Source organism: Streptomyces sp. NBC_01635, assembly GCF_045209715.1.
Lineage (GTDB): Bacteria > Actinomycetota > Actinomycetes > Streptomycetales > Streptomycetaceae > Streptomyces > Streptomyces hirsutus.
The window spans coordinates 7,093,681-7,114,515 of the sequence record NZ_CP109277.1 but is presented as its reverse complement, the minus strand read 5'-3'; the positions used below and the strand labels follow the sequence as shown (position 1 = coordinate 7,114,515).

Sequence of the window (20,835 nt, the reverse complement as noted above, 5' to 3'; positions counted from 1 at the left end):
AACCCCGGCACGAGACTCCCCGGCCCATGCGGATCTGCCACCGCCACCACCACTGACCTCGCCCCTCGCTCGGGAGGACCATGCCCCGCACCGCCCCCTACCCGATCCGGCTGGCCGACGAGATCGCGCGCCAGCTCGGCCGGCTCACCGACCATCTCTCCCAACTCCCCGCCCCTGAGGCCGCCCAGGTCATCGCACGGGTCCTCGAACCGCAGGACGGTGTCCTCGGCCGCGTCACCCACCTGGTCGTCACCGGCTCCCACTTCGCCAAGGACCAGGCCGAACGCGGCATCCTGCCGGCCGAGGCCTGGCTCGCCCTCGGCCGGGCCGCGAACGAACTGCACGACATCGCGCTCGACCTCGACGAGCACACCGACGCGCTCACCGAACTGACCACCCGCCCTGCCCCCATTCCCGCACCGCCCCCGAACGCCGCACCACTCGTCGTCCGGCGCCGCCGGTGAAGAAAAAGCAATGGCAAGGCTGGAGTCCGGGCGAGCAGGCCGAGCAGCACTACCTGATCAAGCCCCGTGCCCTCGCAGGCGGCGGAGACATCCGCCACGTCTCCGAGTTCCTGCGCGCCTGCGGGTGGCGGGACCGGTCAAAACCCGACGGGCCCCTGCTCATGGACAGCCCCGACCGCGGCATCCGCATCGGGTACGACCCCTTCGTCCAACCCGGCGGATGGACCATCCACGGCAAGGCCACCGCCCACCAGGAGGAATGGACAGCGATCCTGGGCCGCCAAGCACCGGCCGAAATCGTCGCCGGACTCACCGACACGCTCACGCGCCCCCGCTCCGCACACGCCCCCAACGTCTGGGCCCCGCTCCAGGAACAGCGCTGGCACATCCCACCCGGCGACGGCCACATCACCGCGGTGAGCCCCGACCGCTCGGCCTGGATGCAGTTCCACCAAGCCCCCGACGGCCACGCCATGTGGTGGTCCGGAGCCCAGGACCACCAAGGCAACGGCTGGACAGCCCAGTTCACCGCCACCACCCCGATGCACCTCGTGCAGAGCTACGCCGCCGCCCTCGCCAGCCCCGAGCCCGTCATGCGCCCCCGCGGACGCGTCCCCCACAGCGCCCAGATCCGCACCACCTCCGTCTCGGTCCTCCCCTCGCAGCTCAGCGCCTGGCAGCAAGCCCGCATCACCGCCGCCCGCGCCACCGCCTGGGCCCGCACCTCCTGGCAGACCAACCGGCCCCCCACCACCGCGCGCCCCCGCGCCACCCAGCGCGGCGCCCGCGCCCACCGCTGATCCCTCCACCCCTCACCCCCAAGGAGTCCCGTGCCCGCACCCGCCCCTGGCGACATCCACGCCGCCACCCAGACCCTGGCCCGGCTCACCGAGTACCTGCGCGAGAACCCCGAGCCCGCCGAGGCACTCAGACTCATCGAGCCGCTGCTGGACGAATACACCGGTGTCCCCGTCCAGCTCGCCGACGCCCTGCGCGCCCTGGCCCGAGCCATTCAGGAGCACCCCGCCATCCCTCACACCATCGAAACCGACCTCCTGATCCAGGAGTTGCGCACCGCCGCGTGGGAGCAGGCCGACCAGCACACCCTCCACTACGTCTTGGACGACCTGCGCGGCCTGTACCGGAAGGCGCTCGAGACCATGCCGGAGTGCGGCCCGTGCCCGTGAGCGAACGGCAGCTCGCCGCCTTCGCCGACACACACGCCTGGCGCATCCCGTTCGACACCAGTCCGCGCCACCTGGCCGGCCCCGGCGACGGCCGGCACGTCACCCACGGCCTGGCCGCGGCCGGATGGAAGCGCACGTCCGAGCCGCTGAGTCCCGAGATCGTGCTGACGAGCCCGGATCACCGGCACAGCCTGCAGTTCGACCCGCAGTCCGCCACCGCCGCTCGGTGGCGGCTGCGGGCCGATCCCACCGACACCGAGCCCGGCTGGTACGCAGAGTTCGGCGAACTCGTCCCCGCCGAGGTCCTGGGCGCTGTCACCGATGCCCTCGTCACCCCCTCGACCGCCGAGCCACGAACTCTCCTGGACGCGGCGGCCGCCGCAGGCTGGCTCATCGGTGCGCGCGGTGCGGCCAGTTCGCCGGACGCTGCGTGCCGCGTCGAACGGCGCCCCGAACGGAACGCCGCCGTGTCCTGGCACGTGGAGGCGCACGAGCCCGAACACAGTCCCCGCGGCCCCCGGCTGTGGCACGCCTGGTTCGATGCCCGGACGCCCACCCGCCTGGTGGACGCCTTCGTCACCGCACTCGCCGACCCCGCCCCGCTCCAGCGCGGCATGTTCGACCGCACCGCGCACGGCGCCGTGCAGGAGCCGAGCCCCCTGTCCCCGCAGCACGTGGTCGACGCACACACCGAGCGACTCCGCGCCCTTCGTGCCCGGACCCGTGCGGCCCGGCGGCGCCCCCAGCCCGAGACGGCCAAGGCCCCCGCTCTACCGCCATCCCCGCCTGCCTCCCTGCGGCGATGACCACCGAACGCGGGACTCCGAACATCACCGCCCCTCAAGGACCCGTCATTTCCGCCATCCCCGCCTCCCACCGCGCCGCGCTGAAGCAGCTCTCCGCCTTCCTGCGCGAGAGCACCTGCATCCTGGCCCACTGGGACTACTACTCCGAAGAGAACACCGACCTCGACGGCTGGCCGTTCGACGAGCACGCCTACGGCCTCCGACAGCGCCAGCGCGACCGCGAGACCGCCGAAGCATTCGAGGCCGTCCGCCCCACCGCACGGCAACTCCTCGCCACCGCAGAAGAACAACTCGCCCAACTGCCCGCCCGTGCGCTCCAGCCCCGCTGGGCCTGGCAGCTCGGCACCCTGCGCGACGCGCTCGACCGCCTGGACACCCTGCACCAGGAGTGGCAGCAGACCTGCGCCGACCTCCCCCTCACCGCCCTGCCCGGCACGCCGACGTACGACGACGCGCTCGCCGACCACGACGCCGAGGCATGGAGCTACCTCGACGACTGGGCCACCCACGGCCACGCCGTCATCGACATCACCACCACTGCCCGCAGCACCCCGTCGCCCCTGGCCCCGACAGCGAAGCCGACGCTCGTGGCCGACCGGACCACCCCGGTACGGAGGTAGTGGTGCCCCCGCCTCCCGAGGCCGTCGATCCGAACCGCATCACACGGACCGAGGCGAACGTGCCCGTCGGCCTGATCGCCTTCGCCCTGGAGAACCGCATCCGCACACTCGCCACCCGCCGTGGCGTACCTCCAGCGGCCCCGAGCGCCCCACGATGCCCGCCTGCCCACCCACGCCTCCCGCCCTCTGCCCTCCGCCCGGAAGCACATCGCCCTTGCCCCCTTCCACCAGCAAGCCCTCCGACGGCTACGACATCGCCTTCCGCCTCCTCCTGGGCGTGGCCGCCATCGTCGTCCCCCTGTCCCACCTCGTCTGGCTGTCCGGCAACATCACCGCCTGGCTGGCCGGCCGGCCCTGGGCCACATACGCGCCCACCACTGCGCTGCTCCACCCCGACCAGCTCTGGCCCCACACCGGAGAACCATCCCTGCTCATCGGGGCCCGCATCGTCCCCGCCGCCGCGCTGCTCGCGCTCGCCACCGCAGCCGTCGTCCTGTGGTCGCGCCACAAGACCAGTGGGGGACGGAAGAAGAAGATCGCCGGCATGGCCAAGCCCGAGGACATCGAGCCCCTGATGGCCAAGGCCATCACCGACAAGGCCCGCTCCCTGCGGCCGAGCCTGAAGACCGCCAAGCGCATCGATGCCAAGGACACCGGCATCCTCCTCGGCAACCTGCAGGGCACCAAGCACGAGGTCCGCATGGGGTACGAGGACGTCGCCGTTGCGATCATGGCCCCGCGCTCCGGCAAGACCACGTCGCTGGCAATCCCCTCGATCCTCAACGCGCCCGGCCCGGTCCTGCTGACCTCAAACAAGGCGGCGGGCGACGCGTACACCGCGACCATCGACGCCCGAGCCGCGGTGGGGCGGGTGTGGTCGATGGACCCACAGCAGATCGCCCACGTGTCCCGCGAGATGTGGTGGAACCCCCTCGCGGACGCCAAGACGCTGGACGGTGCCGGCCGCCTGGCCGGGCACTTCCTCGCCGCGAGCGTGGATGCCTCCCAGCAGGGCGACTTCTGGTCCAAGGCCGGGTCCAACATCTTGTCGCAGCTCTTCCTCGCCGCCGCCCTCGACGAGCGGCCGATCACCGACGTCATGCAGTGGCTCGCCTTCCCCGCCGACCGCACCCCGCTGGACATCCTCCGCGACCACGGCTTCACCGCCGTCGCCGCCCAGCTCAAGGGCACCGTCGAAGGCCCGCCCGAGACCCGCGACGGCATCTACGAGACCGCCCGCCAGTACGCCGCCGCCCTACTGAACTCCGAGATCGCCGCCTGGGTCACCCCGCAGAGGGACGTCCCCGAGTTCCGCCCGTCGCAGTTCGTCACCTCCACCGACACGCTCTACCTGCTGAGCAAGGACGGCGGAGGCGGCGCGAGTGCGCTGATCGCGGCGTGCGCGGACTCCGTGATGCGGGCCGCGACTGCGCAGGCCGAGCGCGCCGGCGGACGCCTCGACCCGCCGATGCTCGCGACCCTCGACGAGGCCGCCAACGTCTGCAAGATCTCTGACTTGCCGGACCTGTACTCCCACCTTGGCAGCCGCGGGATCATCCCGATCACGATCCTGCAGTCCTACCGTCAGGGCCAGAAGGTCTGGGGCGACGCGGGCATGGACGCCATGTGGTCCGCCTCCACCGTGAAGGTCATCGGCTCCGGCATCGACGACCCGGACTTCGCCGACAAGCTATCCCGGCTGATCGGCGACCACGACGTCGAGACCACCTCCACCTCCCATTCCGAGTCCGGCAAGTCCACCTCGGTGTCGATGCGCCAGGAGCGGATCCTGCCCGCCGACGCCATCCGCGCCCTGCCCAAGGGCACCGCCCTGTGCTTCGCCACCGGCATGCGCGCCGCCATGCTCGACCTGCGCCCCTGGTACCTGGAGCCCGGCGCCGACGAACTGTCCGCCGCCTCCGCCCGTGCTTCGAAGGCCATCACCACCCGCGCCGTCGCCAAGCACGCTCTCATACAGGACGACTTCGGCCCTGCGACCTGATCACAGCGCCTCGCCACTCCACCGGAGCCCCACCATCGTCATGCGCCAAATTGACCTGCCCGCGCAGATCGACCATCTCCGCAAGCTCGGCGCCGACTTCGCCGCCCTGCACACCACCGTCACCGCCCTGAACGCCCAACCGGGCAGCGAGATACTGCAGCAGGTCGGTCCCAAAATCCTCGCCATCCACGAGCTCGTCGGCCGCGCCTTGGTCCGCCTGTCCGTGCTCGATGGCAGCCAGTACACGGCCGTGCCCGGCAGTCGTTCCTCCCTGGAGACGCTCAGTGAGGTCATCGCCTCCGGCTCTCTCGCCGCTTCGCAGCTGGCGAGAGCCGTGGCCGACAACCCGCTCGAAGCCGCTGCCTTCGCCGGAAGCCCACCGATCGACGACGCTGTCGTGCACCAAGCCCGGCACGCCGAGGCCAGGCCCCTCCTGGCCGAGAGCCTGACCACGGCCGCCCACCACCTCGACCTGTGCGCGACGTGCTGCCAGTACACGGCGGCCGGGATCGCCCGCGATCTGAAGGACCACCCAGAACACCGCTCGTCACTGCCGCAGTTGACCAACGCCCAGTACACGGCGCTCGACAAGATCGCCCAAGGCGGCGCCCGCCGCTACGAGCGTCGAGGCGGAAGCAGAAGCGTCATGGCCGGCGACGGCAGCAGCATCCACGCCACACCCTTCGCCGTGCTGGAGAAGCACCGCCTGATCCGGATCGACACACAGCACTCCGCCATCGCCGGCCAGGACATCACGGTCACGGCCGCCGGAAAGCTGGTGCTGGACACCCAGCGGCCCGGACCGACGCCCTCAGCATCACCGGGCAAGGCACCCGCACCCAGCAAGCCGAGCGGGAGGCGCCGATGAGCAGCCTGCGCCCGGATGAAGCGGGCGCTCTTGTCGCCGTCATCTCCCACGCACTCCATACGCAGCGCTGAGCGCCGGCCCACTCTCCCCGCCATCTCACCGTCAGGACTTACCATTTCCGCCATTCCGCAGTTCCGCGCCATATCACTCGGCGCGGGAGTCCAGTCCAGCGCCATGCTCGCTCTTTCTGCCGAAGGCGTCCTCCCGAAGGTCGATTACGCCATCTTCGCCGACACAGGTTGGGAACCGGCTGCTGTATATGAGCACCTCGGCCGCCTGGAGACAGAGATAGCCATGCCCGCCGGAATCCCGGTGCTGCGTGTCTCCGCCGGAAGCATTCGCGACGACGCCCTCGACCCGGATCACCGATTCGCCTCCATGCCTCTCTACATCCTGAACCAGGACGGGAAGCAGGGCATGACCAGGCGCCAGTGCACTGGTGAGTACAAAATCAAGCCGATCAAGAAGAAGGTCCGCGAACTCCTTGGATACCCCTATCCGCAGCGCATCCCGAAGGACGTGTTCGTCGAGCAGTGGATCGGCATTTCGACGGACGAATTCCATCGCGCCAAGGACGCCGACGTCCGCTACATGAAGAACGTCCATCCGTTGATCGAGATGGGTTTGTCCCGTAGCGACTGTGTCCGTTACCTGGCGTCGCTCGGCCTCGCGGACACACCGAAATCGTCGTGCCTGGGATGCCCCTTCCACGGCAACGCGCAATGGCGCCGCATCCGCGACACGAGCCCCGAAGAATGGCAGGACGTCGTCGCATTCGACGCCGCGATCCGAAAGGGCAACGCCCGGGCCAACGCCGCCGGCAACAAGCTGCTCGGCCAGGCGTTCCTCCACCGCTCGCGCGTGCCCCTCAGTGAGGCACCGATCGACCACGTCACCGCCGCCGAACGAGCAGCTCTCCAGAGCGAGCCGGCGGACGTGTACGAGCTGGAGCACGGCGTGGCCGACGGGTGCTCGCCCTGGGCATGCCGGGGAGATGCGGACGCGCCGGCGCAGGACGACTTCGGGCTGGCCTCTTGATCCTTGACCTCTTCGCGGGTCCGGGCGGCTGGAGCCACGCCCTGACCGTGCTGGGTGCTCGGGACGTCGGCCTGGAGTGGGACAAGTGGGCCTGCAAGACCCGCGCCGTCGCGGGCCAGTTGACCATCCGGACGGACGTGGCGCTGTACCCGACGTGGCCGTGGGTCGGCCGAACGTGGGGGCTGATCGCGAGCCCGCCGTGCCAGGCATGGTCGATGGCCGGCAAGCGCCTGGGTCTGGTGGACCAGCCGCTGGTACACCAGGCCGTCTCAGACCTGGCTGCCGGGCGGGATACCCGCGAGAAGCTGCTGGCCGCCTGCCGGGACGAACGCAGCATGCTGGCCGCCGAACCGATGCGCTACCTCCATGCCCTGAATGCGGTCGGCGAACCCGAGTGGGTCGCCATGGAGGAGGTTCCTGACGTTCTGCCCTTGTGGCGGCAGTACGCGACCGTTCTGCGCCGTTGGGGCTTCTCCGTCTGGACGGGCATCCTCAACGCCGCCGACTACGGCGTCCCCCAGACACGGCGGCGGGCGATCCTGCTCGCCTCCCGTATCCGTACAGCCGAGCCGCCCGCGCCCACCCACGCCCAGGCCGCCGAGCCCGAGTCGCTGTTCGGGCCGGGCCGCGCCCGGTGGGTCAGCATGGCGGAGGCCCTCGGCTGGGGCGCCACCGAGCGGCCCGTCCCCACCGTGTGCGCCGGGGGCGGACCGGGCGGCGGCCCCGAACCCTTCCCTTCCGGCTCACGCCAGAGTCTCGCCAACGCCCGTAAGCGAGGTCTGTGGCGCCCGCAGGCGGCTCCCACGGAGGTGGTGCTCGAACCGCAGACCCGCGGAGCAGGCTGGACCGCGCGGCACGGCACCCGATCGGCTACCCCCGCGGGAAGCCCGGCGCCCATGTTCACCAGCAAGGCCACCCACTGGAAGTGGGCACTGCGCAGCAACAACCAGGCCAACGCCACCGTCCGGCCGCTGGACGAGCCCGCCGGGACCCTGTTCTTCGGGCACCGCGCGAACGAGTGCACCTGGGTCGCCGAGCCCGTCGGTGTCCCGTCCGAGGGCGAGCCCCCTGCGGCCCCGGAGCCGATCCGGATCACTGCCCGGGAGGCCGGCGTCCTGCAGACCTTCCCCGCCGACTACCCCTGGCAAGGAAACAAGGGCCAGCAGTTCTCCCAGATCGGTAACGCCGTGCCCCCGCTACTCGCCGCCCACCTCCTCGCCCCGCACCTCCGAGTGCCGCTCAACCCCGACGACTTCACCCTCGCCGCCTGATGCTCCCCGACCACGCTCCCGACAAGGACGAGGGCCTCGACACGCTGCCTGAACCGCGGCCGGTGTACTACGCCGAGCAGGCCCTCCTCGGCGCCCTCCTCCTTGAACCCCACCGTCTCCCCGACATCACCGGAGTCGAACCCGACTCCTTCGCCCAGCACGCCCATGGCGCCCTGTTCGCCGCGATCCGCTCACTGCCGACCCCCGATCCCGGCCGACACGCCAAGGACGCCAGCTGGCTGACCGCGGTCCTGACCACCGCCCGAAAGCACACCCGCGGACTGACCGCCTCCTACCTGCACACGCTGGTCCAGGTCTGCCCATGGCCCAAGCACGCACCCGCCTACGCGCGGATGGTCGAGACCGACCACGCCCGCCGCACCCTGCGCTTGCTCGCCCACCGCCTCAAGCAAACCGCGACAGACACCACGCTCCCCCAGCCCGTCTCCGCGGCCCTCGCCGAAGCCGATGCCCTCGCCCGCTGCGCCGACGACCTCGCGGCCCGCTTTCGGGCGCACCCCGGTTCCCTGCCCCGCACGCCGGCGCCACCACCCGGCGGCACGCTCAGCGGCCACGACGAGGAAGCACTCGACGAGGAGCGGTCACTGCTGGCGACCGCGATCGCGCACCCCGCGGAAGCCGAGCAGATGCGCTGGCTGACCGCCCAGGACATCACCCACCCGCTTCACGCCGGCCTGTGGCAGTGCCTGACCGCCCTGACCCGTCGCGGTGCTCCCGTCGACCCGGTCACCGTCCTGTGGGAGGCCCAGCACAAGGGCCTGCTCACCGCGGAGATCACGCCCCGGGAGCTGCTCGACCTCCTCGAGACGCCGCCCGGCGGCTCGCCCCCCTACTGGGGCGAACGCATCCTCAAACGCGGCGTCCTCGCGACCGCACAACGCGTAGGCGCGCGCATCGCAGCGTTCACCGACGATCCGGCGACCACCCCGTACCAGCTCGTCGTCGGCAGCCGTCGCGCACTGGCAGACCTCACCTCGCTGCGCACCCGCTGGGAGCGGGCCAACCATCCCACGCCACCAACCATGCCCGCCTACTCCCGAACCTCACCCCCGCCACGGGCGAGCCCCCCGTCGGTGACGACCCCGCCCTCCCCCCGCATCTCCCGCTGACGTCTACCCGCCCAGGGCCCGGCTCCCCATGACCCGACCCCAGGCCGAATCGAGCAACTCGCCTTGACGACACCGTCCATCGACGCGCACGTCCGCCTCAAGACCCACCCCTCCCATCGCAGCGCCGTCGTCGCCACCGTCGCCGGCACCGCACGACACATCGCCCACGCCCACCTGAGCGTCCGCGGCTTCGAGAGCGTGGACGAGCACACGCTGGTCATGGCCCGCATCGACCACGAGGAGCCCTACTGGGCGGAACGGACCGCCCAGGCGCTCACCGCCGAAGGCATCAGCACCGAGATCACGTCCGGGCTGCGTGAAGCCATTGACGAGGAGTGGACCTGGGCCAACTACCCCATGCCCTGGTGCACCCGCCAGGAGATCCGTGAGGTCTCCGACGAAGCCCAGAAGATCTACGACGACATCCGCCACGGTCGCCTCGCCATCCACGCCCACGCCGACGACGGATGGACCATGGTCGCCGTCGGCTCCTACCGCGACGGCAGCAGCGTCACCCTCCACGGCGAGAACCACCTGCGCACGATCGCGGAAACCTTCGATTCACCTGCCGATGCTCTCGCCGCCTTCGAACGCCTCCACAGCGACACGAAGCGCCCCGGGCCCGCGCCCATGACCGACGTCGAGCGCCAGGCCGCCGAAGCCCGCAGCACACTGCACTCGCCAAACCCGCTGAAACCTGAACCGGCCGTCCAGCGGACCGAGATGGTTCCCGCCTACGCCGCCGACCCGGCGGACCACAACGCCGCCCTCGACGAGTTCGTCACCGAACACGACGACTGGGAGAAATGGCGCACCTGGTCGGACGACACCACCCACCTCATCCACGAGACACAGACCCTGCGGGCCGAACTCGTCCACGAAACGAATCCCCGCGAGACCACCTGGACTGTCGCCGCCTACGAGACACCCGTCTCCGACCGCATGTGGCACCTCACCCTGACTGGCGCCACCCCCGCCCCTCTGCTGAAGACCCTCCTGAACAGGCTCGCGGAAGGAGACGCCTGGGAGACCGCCATCGGCAGCCCCACCACCGAGAAGACCGTCACCGAAGCCACCCGCCCTCTCACCGACGCCGGCTGGAAGCACACCATCGAGGGCCGATGGATCCGCTGGGAGACCACCCCAGGCGACGCTGGCGTCCAGTTCGACGCCTTCGCCGCCCAGAACCCCAGCACCCTGCCAACCTGGACCCTCTGGGCAGGCCCCAGCATCGACCGCCCCACCTGGGCCCTCCACGCCTCCTCCTACACACCCGCCCCGCTCCTGGCCAGTCTCACCGAGGAACTCGCCCACGGCACCGGCACCCGCACGAAGCCGACAGTGCCCCACAAACCCGCACAGCTCAAGGCCACTCCACTCGGCCTCCCGCAGGCCACCACCCCGCACGCCGCCAACCGGAACCTGTGACGACTCAACTCTCTTTCCGCGCCATGACATAAGCGAAGCGTCACCCTCGGACGACCGCTGCCGTAGGTACGCCCCCGAGCCCGAACGCACGTCGGTCCCTGCACCGCATGTCCGAAGGTCGACATGCTGTTTCAGGCAGTCCGGTAGACCGAAGGCATAGGTCCAGGTAGGTGAAAAACCTTTCGAAGTTCGCGGACAAGGCGTGCCCAGCGGACCACCCCCGCGTCGGCGGGGAGGACGCCTCGGCGGCGAAGTACGCGTCGGGGTACGCCGGAACACCCCCACGTCGGCGGGGAAGACCAGCGCATCCGTAGCTGGCACCTCGGCCTGGTCGGAACACCCCCACGTCGGCGGGGAGGACCTGGGGCAGATCGGCGCCGCGGCCGGACCGTCCGGAACACCCCCACGTCGGCGGGGAGGACGCCCCGAAGATCGCGTCGTACAGGCCGTCGACCGGAACACCCCCACGTCGGCGGGGAGGACGGCAACGCCGACCCGGTGGTGGTCGGCATGATCGGAACACCCCCACGTCGGCGGGGAGGACGAGTGGATGTGGCGCATGGCCACCGGCCAGGCCGGAACACCCCCACGTCGGCGGGGAGGACCCGGCCCGCTTCGGCCTCGACTCCCCGGCGGTCGGAACACCCCCACGTCGGCGGGGAGGACGGCGTCTGGCACCCGCACGTTGCGGTTCGGCGTGGAACACCCCCACGTCGGCGGGGAGGACGGTGTCGTCGCGCCGCGGCGGGCGCTCGGGAGCGGAACACCCCCACGTCGGCGGGGAGGACTACGCCCCGCTCCCCCACACCCGCTTGGGGACCGGAACACCCCCACGTCGGCGGGGAGGACAGGCCCCACGTTGCGGCCCGGGTGCGGTTCATCGGAACACCCCCACGTCGGCGGGGAGGACGCGGGGTGGACGGAGGCGACGGCATCCCGCGCCGGAACACCCCCACGTCGGCGGGGAGGACGCGCGGATGTTGACGACGCGGTCCTTGCACAGCGAAACACCCCCACGTCGGCGGGGAGGACAGGTTGTCACCGCGCTTGATCGTCACCCACTTCGAAACACCCCCACGTCGGCGGGGAGGACCCGGTCTCGCCCGCGGTGCCGAGCCGCTGTGTCGAAACACCCCCACGTCGGCGGGGAGGACATCAGCGCGGGCATTCTCGCCGCCGGCATCGCCGAAACACCCCCACGTCGGCGGGGAGGACGAGCCGCCGACCGTGTCCGCACGGACGGTGATCGAAACACCCCCACGTCGGCGGGGAGGACTCCGGGACCGCGGCGAGACGGGCCGGCTCGGGCGAAACACCCCCACGTCGGCGGGGAGGACTCCACGAACCCCGTCACACCCCGGTCAGCGAACGAAACACCCCCACGTCGGCGGGGAGGACGGTGGGGATGAGCGCGAGCGGCTCTTGCACGGCGAAACACCCCCACGTCGGCGGGGAGGACCAGGTCACCGGCCTACCCGAGCTCGCAGAAGCCGAAACACCCCCACGTCGGCGGGGAGGACGGCTTGCCGTGTCATGGGCGTTCCTCGTTCCGCGAAACACCCCCACGTCGGCGGGGAGGACACGCCCCCGCGGCCGCGCCCCGGCCTGTAACGCGAAACACCCCCACGTCGGCGGGGAGGACGAGATGCTGGCGGACGGCGTGGGTTGGTCCCGCGAAACACCCCCACGTCGGCGGGGAGGACACCGGCATCATGCAGGACCGTGTTCGTGAGCTCGAAACACCCCCACGTCGGCGGGGAGGACATCATCAACACGACCGGGATCGTGCAGCTGACCGAAACACCCCCACGTCGGCGGGGAGGACCCTTCCTGACCTGCACCTTAAGAGGGGGATTGCATTTCCTTTACCTTTGGTGCGGCGGTCATGCGGATCAGAGTAAGGCCGTCGAAGTCGACAGGGACCCGGCGGCGGGTTCCTGCGGTGCGGATGGTGTAGCCCTGTTCCGTGGCGGCGGGGTGGACAAGAACGGCGGCGCCGTTGCCCACGACTTCGGTGACGGCGTTCCAGAGTTCATCACGGACGCGGGCCGAGACGCTGCCGACGAAGATGCCGGGCACTACTTCGCTGGTCCATCGGCTGAGGGCGCCGCGCAGGTGGTCGGGGACCGCGGTGGTGGCGATGACGACCATGGAGGGCATCAGCCGCCTCCTTCGGCGTAGTTGACGCCTGCTGGGAGGACTCCGGCTTTGGGGTCCCAGAGGTGGACCATCCGCACGTCACGCCGTTCGGAGCGTTCCTCGTCAATGTCATCGTCGGCTGTGGTCGTGTGGGTGTGGGGCGGGGTCAGCAGGGACTGGACGTCCTGGACGATGCGGGGCAGGAGACGCAGGAGTCGGAGGTCTTCGCGGAAGCGGCGGCGGGCTTCCTGTTCGGGGTTGTCGGAGCTGTGGAGGGCGAAGGCGAGGGGGAGTGTGATGTCGGCTTTGTAAAGGTCGGCGATGTCGTAGATGAAGGCGTGCTGGGTGCCGGCGTGGACGTAGCCGAGGGCCGGGGAGAGTCCGAGAGCGAGCAGGGCGGCGTGGACGACGCCGTACAGGCAGGTGTTGGCGGCGGACAGGGCGAGGTTGACGGGGTCCTGGGTGTCCCATTGGTCGGGCCGGTAGTTGCGGCGGAAGCGTCCGATGCCGTGCTGCTGCGCGAGGATCTTGTAGAACGCCTTCATACGCTGGCCTTCCATACCGCGGAGTTGGTCCAGGGTGACGGATTCCGGTACGTCGGCGTCCTTGAAGCGCATCCGGTACATGCGAACGGCGACCTCAAGACGCCGCGCCGGGTCGGCCCACGTCGCGACCTGTTGTTCGAGCCAGTGGGTGGTGAGGGAGTCCGGGAGGACGCCCGCGTAGGCACGGACGCCGCCCGCTCCGACGCAGACGACGCTGGTGCCGTGCCGGGCGAGGGTGGTCAGGGCCGGGGTGGTGATGGATACGCCCGGGCCGAGGAGCAGGCAGGACAGGGCGGCGGTGGGGATGTAGACGAGGTCGGTGCGGTGTTCGTCGATCTGGATCTGCGCGCACACTCCGGTGTCGTCCTGCACCACGCGGACCATGTCCAGGTAGAGGAAGGACAGGGAGTCCGCGACGCGGGGGAGCATGGCCAGGGTGGGGGCGGCGAGGCGTCTGCGCGCGTCGCCGCCCCGTCGTGGCGCGCTCACGTGGTTCTCACGGGTGCGAGGCTGAGCAGTCCCGCGCCGTACGGTTTGCCACGTCCGATGCCGTGGATGACGGCGTCTCGGAGAGCGTCGGGGTCGGTGACGGCGGCGGTACCGTCGTAACGGAGCAGGCTGTGCCGCATGCGGGGGGCTTCTCGGCCGCGGGGTCGGGCCGGCTCCATGCTGGTGGGGGTCAGGACGTGAAGGTCGAGGCCAGCTTCGGCGGCCCGGCGGAGCCACCACTGGTCGGCGTCGGTGCCGGAGAGCGGCACGATCCGTCCTCGCGTCCCCTTCTCCTCCAGGGAGAGCCGCTCCCGTTTGGCGGGGTTGAGGACGATGCGGTAGCGGACGCCGATTCCCTTGCGCAGTGCGGTGAACATCGGGGCGAGGCTCTTGACGTCGGCCTGGCCGTATCCGGTGGGCAGGTGTGCCGGGTCGAGCCTGGCGGCCTGGACGAGGAGGGTGCTGGAGGTGTCGGTCTCGTCCAGGCGGTACAGCAGCCCGGCCTGGTGACGGGGGGCGTCGCCGAGGCCGTCGGGGACCATCCGCATGACGGTGCGGTGCATCTGGGTGGCGTCGCGCAGGTCCCGCTGCACGTCGCGGCTGTGCGGGTTGAGGCGGATGCGTGCGATCACCGGATGGTCGTTCATGCGCTTTCCTCGAGGTGGGCGTAGTCGATCAGGCGCTGCATCAGGGTCTGTGGGGGGCCTGCCAGGGCGCGGAGCACCGGTACCGGGGTGCGGTGGAGGCGGCGGCCGGTGTGGCTGCGCCAGGCGCAGGCGAGGATCGCGGAACTGACGTCCTCCCCGCCGACGCGAGGGTGTTCCGGTTCCTTCCAGCACTGCGGTTCGAATGCCCATGTCTTCCCCGCCGCCGTGGGGTGTGCCGTCGTTCTGCTCGTCCGTGAGCTGGAGGGCCGAGTCCTCCCCGCCCACTGGGGTGCTCTGCCGACCGGCGACGCCGTCCCCTCGGCCCTGCGGTCCTCCCCTCTGACGCGGGGTGTTCCGGCGTCCCACTCGTACGCGTTCGCGCCGTGGGGTCCTCCTCACCGACGTGGGGGTGTCTCTTTCCCACGGGTCGCCCCCGGCGTCGGCGGGGAGGACGGCGAACCGGCTGAGCGATCCATACGCGGGGTCCGGACATCCTCCCTTCGGCGAGGAGGACGTCGAGGTACAAGAAGTACAGGGAGTCGGCGACGCCGGGGGGAGCAAGGCCAGGACGGTCACGGCAAGGCGCTTATGGGCCTGGCCGCCGTCGAAGGTGGGCTCATGCGGCTGCGCGGGCAAGGCTGAGCAGGCCAGCGCCGTAAGACTTGGCCCGTCCGATGCCGACCAGTACGGCCTCGGCCAGGGCGTCAGGGTCGGTGACGGTGGCGGTGCCGTCATAGCGCACCAGGTGATGCCGCACGGCGGCGGCGCTGTCGCTGCTGCCGTGCACGGCAGCGATCAGGGTGGGCAGCGCTGTGGTCAGGTGCAGTCCGGCCTCGTGGGCGCGGCGTGCCCACCACTGGTCGGCATCCGGTCCGGTGAGCGCGATGCGTTTGCCACGTCGGCCCTTGTTCTCCAGTGACAGGCGTTCGGTTTTGACCGGGTTGACGACGATGCGGTAGCGGACGGCGAGGCCCTTCTGAAGGGCGTTGAACACCGGGGTGAGGTCTTTGACGTCGGCGTGGCCGTAGTCGTCGGGCAGGCGTGTCGGGTCGAGGGCGGTGGCCTGGACCAGGAGCGTGCTGAAGGTGTCGGTTACGTCGAGGCGGTACAGGAGCCCGGCCGCCTGCCGGGGACTGCCGCCCAGGCCGTCGGGTACCAGACGCATAAGGGTGCGGTGCATGTCGGTAGCGTTGCGCAGGTCGCGCTGGACGGCGCGGCTGTGGGGATTGAGGCGGATGCGGGCGAGGGCCGCGCTGGGGCTCATGCGGCGGCCTCCTTCATGGCGTAGTGGATCAGCTTCGTGGGCAAGGTGTGGGGCCGGTAACCAGGTGCAGGGAGTAGCGTTCCCCGGTGCGGTGGAGCTGGCGTCGTCCGTAATTGCGGCCGTGCAGGGCGAAGCAGAGGGGCATGTCGTACACAGTGAGCACGTCTGCTTCGCCGGCCGCCGGGCCGGTCCACCCGGACGGTGAACTCCAGAGCCGCGTACCGGTCGAGTGCGCCCGTGTCCTGGCGGGTGATGCCCTGCGCCGCGGCAAGCGCGCCAAGCAGCGCGGTGCGCCTGGGGAACGGGACGGTGTCCCCGTCGGGGGTGAACGCCGAGCGTTCGCCCCCGGACTGCATCGGGCCGGCCAGCCGGAGCACGAGCCCGTTCACGCCCGCGCCCTGGCGGAGCAGGCAGCGTCGATGAGGGTGTAGCAGGAGTCGTAAGCCGCTTCGAGCGCGTCGGGGAACATCTGCACCATGCGCTGGCACAGTCGGATGCCTTGCACATTGCCGCTCAGTTCGGCGGGCCTCGCGAGAGCAGGGCACGATGGGGGCCGGCCATACAGTCACCGGGTGCTCCTTTCCGCCGTCGCGAAGTGGGTGTCGATGTAGCTCTGGAGCGTCTCCAGGTAGCCGGTGCCGAAGCCTTTGTAGGCGGCGTCCGGCAGGTGCACGGCACGCCGGTACAGCGGCCGAGGCCGGTACTGGCGCGCCAGTGGTGTGAACGACATCGGCTCGTCGGTGACCTCGCCGCTGTGGTGATCCCCGTCGCCCTTATCCGGGGCGTCGGAGTTCACGGGGAGCGCACCGAGCGGTCTGTCGCCGTAGAACTCAATCGGCTGCCGGCCGCTGCGCGGCCTCTTGGCCGCCAAGGGCAGCTGTACCAGGTGGCGCAGCGGATCTTCCCCGCAGCCCAGCAGGATCGGGCCTTCCGGCGGGCATGACCGGCGGCCGAGAAAGAGCGGCCAGTACGGGTCACGCAGGGCAGCGGCGCACGCGTGCAGCAGCGCTTCATCATCGGACGTCAGCGCGAGCGTGAAAGCAGCGTCGGCCAGGTACTGGCGCCTGGATACCAGAGTGCCCTTACCCTCGGGGCGGTGTTTTCCATCGACGGTGATCACCGTCTCATCGGCGGGCAGTCCACCGCCAACGGTGTGGAAGTCGGACAGCACGACACCGGGTCGGTCGACACGTACCGTCATCGACAGCTCCGTGAGGTCGTCCAAGGACGCCTGGCGCACTCGCCCGAGTCCTGCGGCTAGCATGCCCACGATGCCGGACCGAGTGGGGAATCGGGCTGTGTCACGCCGCGCGTACTTGCTGTGCGTGCCCCAGGACTGGAGTGGGCCTGCCAGACGCAACAGCAGCCCTCGGGAGGGACGGTCGGTCACTGCGGGGCCTCGGCGAGAGCGAAGTCGACAGCGGCGGTGACGAGAGCCTCGAAGGACGAGTGACGCTCGCCGAGGTGCTCGAGCTTGTCGAACTGGAGGGAAGCATGTGCCGCGTGCAGAACGCGGTCGGGGCCGAGGAGAGTGTTCGCGGCCTTGGCGTACGCATCGATGCCTTCCACGGAGCGCCCGACGAAGCCGCCGTGTCCGGCTGATCGTACGGGTTCCTCGAAGGCTGCGGCGAACGACAGCGGCCGGTCGGAGCGGACCGCCACGTGGACCAGATGCGGGATGGTGTGCGGGGCGGTGGAGTTCTTCTTCGCCTGCGGCAGGGACTCGATGAAGGAGAGCAGGAACTGGCCGACGAGCTCGCGGGCGGCATCGAGTGCGATGTCGCTGTCATCGCTCAGATTCTTGATGAGTTCCTTGAGATCGACGGTGGCGAACCGGTAGAAGGTGCCGGTGCTGAACTCGGCAGTGCCCATGTGGCCACTGCCCGTTTCATCGCCCTTCGCCTCGGTGACATCGTCGACAGCTGCGAAGTAGTCGAGTTCGACCTCAGTGGTGTGCGTGGTGAAGGCGTGCGCGACCTGGACGGCACCGTCGACATTGGCCTGGTCGACCTCGGTGAGCATGCGACCGAAGAGGTTGATGACCCCGTTCTTTTTGACAAGGATCTTGTCGATCTTCCCTTTCAGGGCGCTTTCGGGCTTGTTCTTTCCTTTGCCGGTGAAGTCTGTCGTGAGCGCGTCCTTGTTGGCTTCGGCGATGTCGGCCAAGTCCTCGACAGCGTCTTCGGGAAGATAGACGAGCGCGTTGGTCAGGACCTTGTTCGTGATGGGCTGCTTGTCCTTACCCTTGGCCACCTCCCACTTGATGCTGCTCCCTGCCGCGACATGCGCGCCCGCGCGTTCGGCAAGCGCCTTGTCCCACCCACGCTCGCGAAGCACCTCGGCGACCCGCTCGCCGATACGGCGTGTGCGCAGCGCGTTCTCGCCGAGCGTGTCCTGGAAGTGCTTGCGGGTGGCCCGCTTCCAGGACTGGCTGGAGATGCGGGTACGCAGGACGTCGCCGTAGAGCATGCTTTTCACCGAATTGGTGTCGTCCCGGTTCAGGTTCGCGTAGGGAACGGGTTGGACGACGTGGATGTCGATGAAGCGTGGCTTGAGGTTCATCGGGGATCTCCTGTGGGTGAGGGTCAGTCCTGGTCGGCGCCGGCCGTGATCCGGTAGAAGTCCTGCAGCCAGCGGCGGCTGATACGCCCCGACTGGTACTGCCAGTCGACCAGGTCTGCCAGCAGTTGTTGCCAGTCGATGGAGGTGTCGGTGGTGCGTACCTGATTCACCGCAGCAGGAAGGTGCAGGTGGATACCGCGCAGGCTCTGCCGCGTCAGGAGGTTGATACGGCTCTCCGCGGCGCTCATCCGCATCGAGGTGCCCTTTGCGGTGACGGCTTGGCCCAGGGTGGCACCGAACGAGGAGCCATACGGGATCGGCCCGGGCGGGGTCTGCCTCTCGTCCGGTTGTCCCTCCTCCCGAGGAGCCTGCTTCTTTGCCGTCCCGTATTCGGCTGCGGTGTCTTCGTCGTCTCCCTGGTCGGGTGAGAAGGCGTGTCGGGGCTGAGCCGCGATCAGCGAGGCCACCGTGTAGTAAGCCTGCGCTGTCTTGTCGTCGCACCCTTCCGGCAGTCGCGGCGTCAGCAGCCGATGCATGGGACGTGTGCGCGGGTGGTCCAGATCGCGGCGCAGGCCCGCGCGCAGCGCCGCACGGGCACCGGGATCTGTGCGGCACAGATGTTCGATGTGTGCGGTGAATGCGGCGTACGTGGCGCGGTTTCTCTGCCGCTTGCTCGGTTCAGAAGCTTGGAAGGTCACAGCTTGTCCTCGGGTCGGCGGGCGACGGTCACGACTTCTTGGCTGCGCTTTTCGTCACCGGTTGCTCCATCGCCTTGTACGGGTCTTTCAGGGCGGCGAGGATGACGGCCTTCGCCTTGGTGACGGCCTTCGCGCCTCGTGGTGTGCGCGTCACGGAGTCGGTCACCGCCTCGTAGGCGTCGAGCGCGTGCCGCCCGAAGGCTCGGCATGCGGCCTCGAAGTCGAATCCGGTGTCCGTGGCGCCGTCAGAGCGTGTCAACTGCCTAAACCGTGACCAGAACTCGTCCTCCGCCGACGGCCAGTACCGTGCCGCGACCGCGTCCAGCCAGGCCCCCGGATCGTTCTTCTTGTCATCCGTGTACTTCAGCCAGGCTTCCTTGGTGGCCTGCTCCAGCCGGTGCCCGAAGAGCTCGCCGAGTTCGCGGAGCTGGCGTACGGGCCGCTCGGTGCTCGCCGCATCCTCTTCCACTCGGGACAGGAGCACCGGGGTCACGGAGTCGACGTACTGGTGGTTGGCTGCCTGGCTGGCGTCCTGTTCGAAGCCGAGGGCGCGTACCCGTAAGTACTCACTGACGTCGAAGGCATGATCCATGACCTTCGGCTGGATGGGGTGTGCGTCGTCCAGTTGCTTGAGCAGGAGGGCGTCGATGTCGCGCCACAGAGAACGGGAGGAGTATGCGAGCCGGGGGGATGTCTTCCCGTCCTTGGTGATGTCCCAGATCAGGTAGTCGTCTTCCGGCCGAATCCGCTCGGCGTCATAAGCCCAGGTGATGTACGCGTCGGCCGTATGCTCGCCGTCCGGGGCGGGGACGAGACAGAGCGCGTGCTGTGAACAGGCGGTGAGCCGTGAGCAGGGGCCCTGCGGCTCGGGCATCGGCTTGAGCGGGTCCGGGAGGTCTTCACGCTCCCACGGGCACAGGTCCGTGTGCCGGCTGACGCCGCCGTCCGGCGGTGTGAGACCGGCCAGCAACGTCAGGAGCAGGTTGTCGCACTGCGGGTGGTACGACAGCGCGGCCCGCAGGGGTGACGCTTTCGCATAGTGGCTTCTCACTTGCCCGACCGCACGTCTCGAAAGGGCACCGGGGTCTCCCCAATAATGCCAGGTCAGCAGCGATAATGCCGCCTGCGAAAGATCGAGAGGTACGGGACTGTCGTGGCTCCAGTGCTCGAACCAGGAGTGGTTGTTGCCCGCTGCCCGGCTCATGACCAGCTTGTGGACACCGGCCGTGTTGTTCCTGTCGCACTGGTCAGGGAGGCGGGGGTCCTGGAGCCACGGACGATCACCGTCGAACAGGTCGAAGCGGTGGCTCCACTGACCGAAATAGCCTTCGATGCCGGCCTTGCGGCCGTCAGACAGGTCGATGCTCTGCTCGGGAAACCCCTGTTCCCTGACCTGTTCCCGCCGGTCACCCCAGCTTCCAGGCCCCGCCTCGTCTAGAGCGGTGATCCGGGCGGTCAGCGCGTACAGCAAGCGCAGCAGCGCCGAGTGAGCCGGAGCTTCCGGGATCAGCAGAGTGCGGATCTCTCGGGCGTGCACAAACAGGTCCCTGAGCCCCACTTCAGGTGGACCCGACTGCCCCTTCCCCCACGCGACCGGGATCCATGGCTGGTCGATCAGATTGGACGCAGACGTGATCACGCCCCCTCCCCCCGCATCGTTGCACGTCACGGAATACT

At 69.8% G+C, this 20,835-nt stretch carries 20 protein-coding genes and 1 CRISPR repeat array; of the genes, 11 read left to right on the top strand and 9 right to left on the bottom strand.

The window, feature by feature from the left end; translation table 11 throughout:
* Window positions 1-80 precede the first annotated feature (80 nt).
* From OHB56_RS32985 to OHB56_RS32935, 11 genes are all read left to right on the top strand, one after another.
* Window positions 81-464, top strand: coding sequence for a hypothetical protein (locus OHB56_RS32985; protein WP_406357256.1), 384 nt, complete (start codon window positions 81-83; stop codon window positions 462-464).
* Window positions 461-1,264: a DUF317 domain-containing protein gene (locus tag OHB56_RS32980; RefSeq protein ID WP_406357254.1), complete on the top strand. Its 804-nt coding sequence runs from the start codon at window positions 461-463 to the stop codon at window positions 1,262-1,264. The genes OHB56_RS32985 and OHB56_RS32980 overlap by 4 nt, the downstream gene beginning before the upstream one ends.
* A gap of 30 nt (window positions 1,265-1,294) precedes the next feature.
* The gene (locus tag OHB56_RS32975; protein WP_406357252.1) at window positions 1,295-1,651 is read left to right on the top strand and encodes a hypothetical protein; all 357 of its coding nucleotides are present in this window, start codon (window positions 1,295-1,297) and stop codon (window positions 1,649-1,651) included.
* The gene (locus OHB56_RS32970; RefSeq protein ID WP_406357250.1) at window positions 1,642-2,457 is read left to right on the top strand and encodes a DUF317 domain-containing protein; all 816 of its coding nucleotides are present in this window, start codon (window positions 1,642-1,644) and stop codon (window positions 2,455-2,457) included. The genes OHB56_RS32975 and OHB56_RS32970 overlap by 10 nt, the downstream gene beginning before the upstream one ends.
* Window positions 2,454-3,077 (top strand): hypothetical protein, encoded by a 624-nt coding sequence (locus tag OHB56_RS32965; RefSeq protein WP_406357248.1) that lies wholly within the window; start codon window positions 2,454-2,456, stop codon window positions 3,075-3,077. Before OHB56_RS32970 ends, OHB56_RS32965 begins: the two co-directional genes overlap by 4 nt.
* Before the next feature lie 214 nt (window positions 3,078-3,291).
* A complete protein-coding gene (locus OHB56_RS32960) occupies window positions 3,292-5,079 on the top strand; it encodes a type IV secretory system conjugative DNA transfer family protein (protein WP_406357246.1) in 1,788 nt (595 codons plus the stop codon).
* Between the two features lie 40 nt (window positions 5,080-5,119).
* Window positions 5,120-5,947: a hypothetical protein gene (locus OHB56_RS32955; protein ID WP_406357245.1), complete on the top strand. Its 828-nt coding sequence runs from the start codon at window positions 5,120-5,122 to the stop codon at window positions 5,945-5,947.
* 174 nt (window positions 5,948-6,121) lie between these two features.
* Window positions 6,122-6,985, top strand: coding sequence for a hypothetical protein (locus tag OHB56_RS32950; protein ID WP_406357244.1), 864 nt, complete (start codon window positions 6,122-6,124; stop codon window positions 6,983-6,985).
* On the top strand, window positions 6,982-8,256 hold the full coding sequence (locus OHB56_RS32945) for a DNA cytosine methyltransferase (protein WP_406357242.1): 1,275 nt from the start codon (window positions 6,982-6,984) through the stop codon (window positions 8,254-8,256). Before OHB56_RS32950 ends, OHB56_RS32945 begins: the two co-directional genes overlap by 4 nt.
* Window positions 8,256-9,386, top strand: coding sequence for a DnaB-like helicase N-terminal domain-containing protein (locus OHB56_RS32940; protein WP_406357240.1), 1,131 nt, complete (start codon window positions 8,256-8,258; stop codon window positions 9,384-9,386). The genes OHB56_RS32945 and OHB56_RS32940 overlap by 1 nt, the downstream gene beginning before the upstream one ends.
* A 63-nt stretch (window positions 9,387-9,449) precedes the next feature.
* On the top strand, window positions 9,450-10,814 hold the full coding sequence (locus OHB56_RS32935; protein WP_406357238.1) for a DUF317 domain-containing protein: 1,365 nt from the start codon (window positions 9,450-9,452) through the stop codon (window positions 10,812-10,814).
* Between the two features lie 210 nt (window positions 10,815-11,024).
* Window positions 11,025-12,639: direct repeats of the CRISPR family, unit length 29 nt; unit sequence CGAAACACCCCCACGTCGGCGGGGAGGAC.
* A gap of 17 nt (window positions 12,640-12,656) precedes the next feature.
* Here OHB56_RS32935 and cas2e read toward each other — a convergent pair.
* The 9 genes from cas2e to casA all read right to left on the bottom strand — a co-directional run bounded on the left by cas2e (window position 12,657) and on the right by casA (window position 20,797).
* Window positions 12,657-12,974, bottom strand: coding sequence for a type I-E CRISPR-associated endoribonuclease Cas2e (cas2e, locus tag OHB56_RS32930; RefSeq protein ID WP_406357236.1), 318 nt, complete (start codon window positions 12,972-12,974; stop codon window positions 12,657-12,659).
* Window positions 12,974-13,927, bottom strand: coding sequence for a type I-E CRISPR-associated endonuclease Cas1e (gene cas1e / locus OHB56_RS32925; protein WP_406359258.1), 954 nt, complete (start codon window positions 13,925-13,927; stop codon window positions 12,974-12,976). The genes cas2e and cas1e overlap by 1 nt, the downstream gene beginning before the upstream one ends.
* A 56-nt stretch (window positions 13,928-13,983) precedes the next feature.
* Window positions 13,984-14,634, bottom strand: a complete 651-nt coding sequence (gene cas6e, locus OHB56_RS32920; RefSeq protein ID WP_406357234.1) for a type I-E CRISPR-associated protein Cas6/Cse3/CasE — start codon at window positions 14,632-14,634, stop codon at window positions 13,984-13,986.
* A gap of 616 nt (window positions 14,635-15,250) precedes the next feature.
* On the bottom strand, window positions 15,251-15,898 hold the full coding sequence (cas6e, locus tag OHB56_RS32915; RefSeq protein ID WP_406357232.1) for a type I-E CRISPR-associated protein Cas6/Cse3/CasE: 648 nt from the start codon (window positions 15,896-15,898) through the stop codon (window positions 15,251-15,253).
* The gene (locus OHB56_RS32910) at window positions 15,895-16,254 is read right to left on the bottom strand and encodes a type I-E CRISPR-associated protein Cas5/CasD (protein WP_406359257.1); all 360 of its coding nucleotides are present in this window, start codon (window positions 16,252-16,254) and stop codon (window positions 15,895-15,897) included. The genes cas6e (OHB56_RS32915) and OHB56_RS32910 overlap by 4 nt, the downstream gene beginning before the upstream one ends.
* A gap of 209 nt (window positions 16,255-16,463) precedes the next feature.
* Window positions 16,464-17,288 (bottom strand): type I-E CRISPR-associated protein Cas5/CasD, encoded by an 825-nt coding sequence (gene cas5e / locus OHB56_RS32905; RefSeq protein ID WP_406357230.1) that lies wholly within the window; start codon window positions 17,286-17,288, stop codon window positions 16,464-16,466.
* Window positions 17,285-18,460, bottom strand: a complete 1,176-nt coding sequence (cas7e, locus tag OHB56_RS32900; protein ID WP_406357228.1) for a type I-E CRISPR-associated protein Cas7/Cse4/CasC — start codon at window positions 18,458-18,460, stop codon at window positions 17,285-17,287. Before cas7e ends, cas5e begins: the two co-directional genes overlap by 4 nt.
* A 23-nt stretch (window positions 18,461-18,483) precedes the next feature.
* Window positions 18,484-19,158 (bottom strand): type I-E CRISPR-associated protein Cse2/CasB, encoded by a 675-nt coding sequence (gene casB, locus OHB56_RS32895; RefSeq protein WP_406357226.1) that lies wholly within the window; start codon window positions 19,156-19,158, stop codon window positions 18,484-18,486.
* 28 nt (window positions 19,159-19,186) lie between these two features.
* A complete protein-coding gene (gene casA / locus OHB56_RS32890) occupies window positions 19,187-20,797 on the bottom strand; it encodes a type I-E CRISPR-associated protein Cse1/CasA (protein ID WP_406357224.1) in 1,611 nt (536 codons plus the stop codon).
* Window positions 20,798-20,835: the final 38 nt, after the last annotated feature.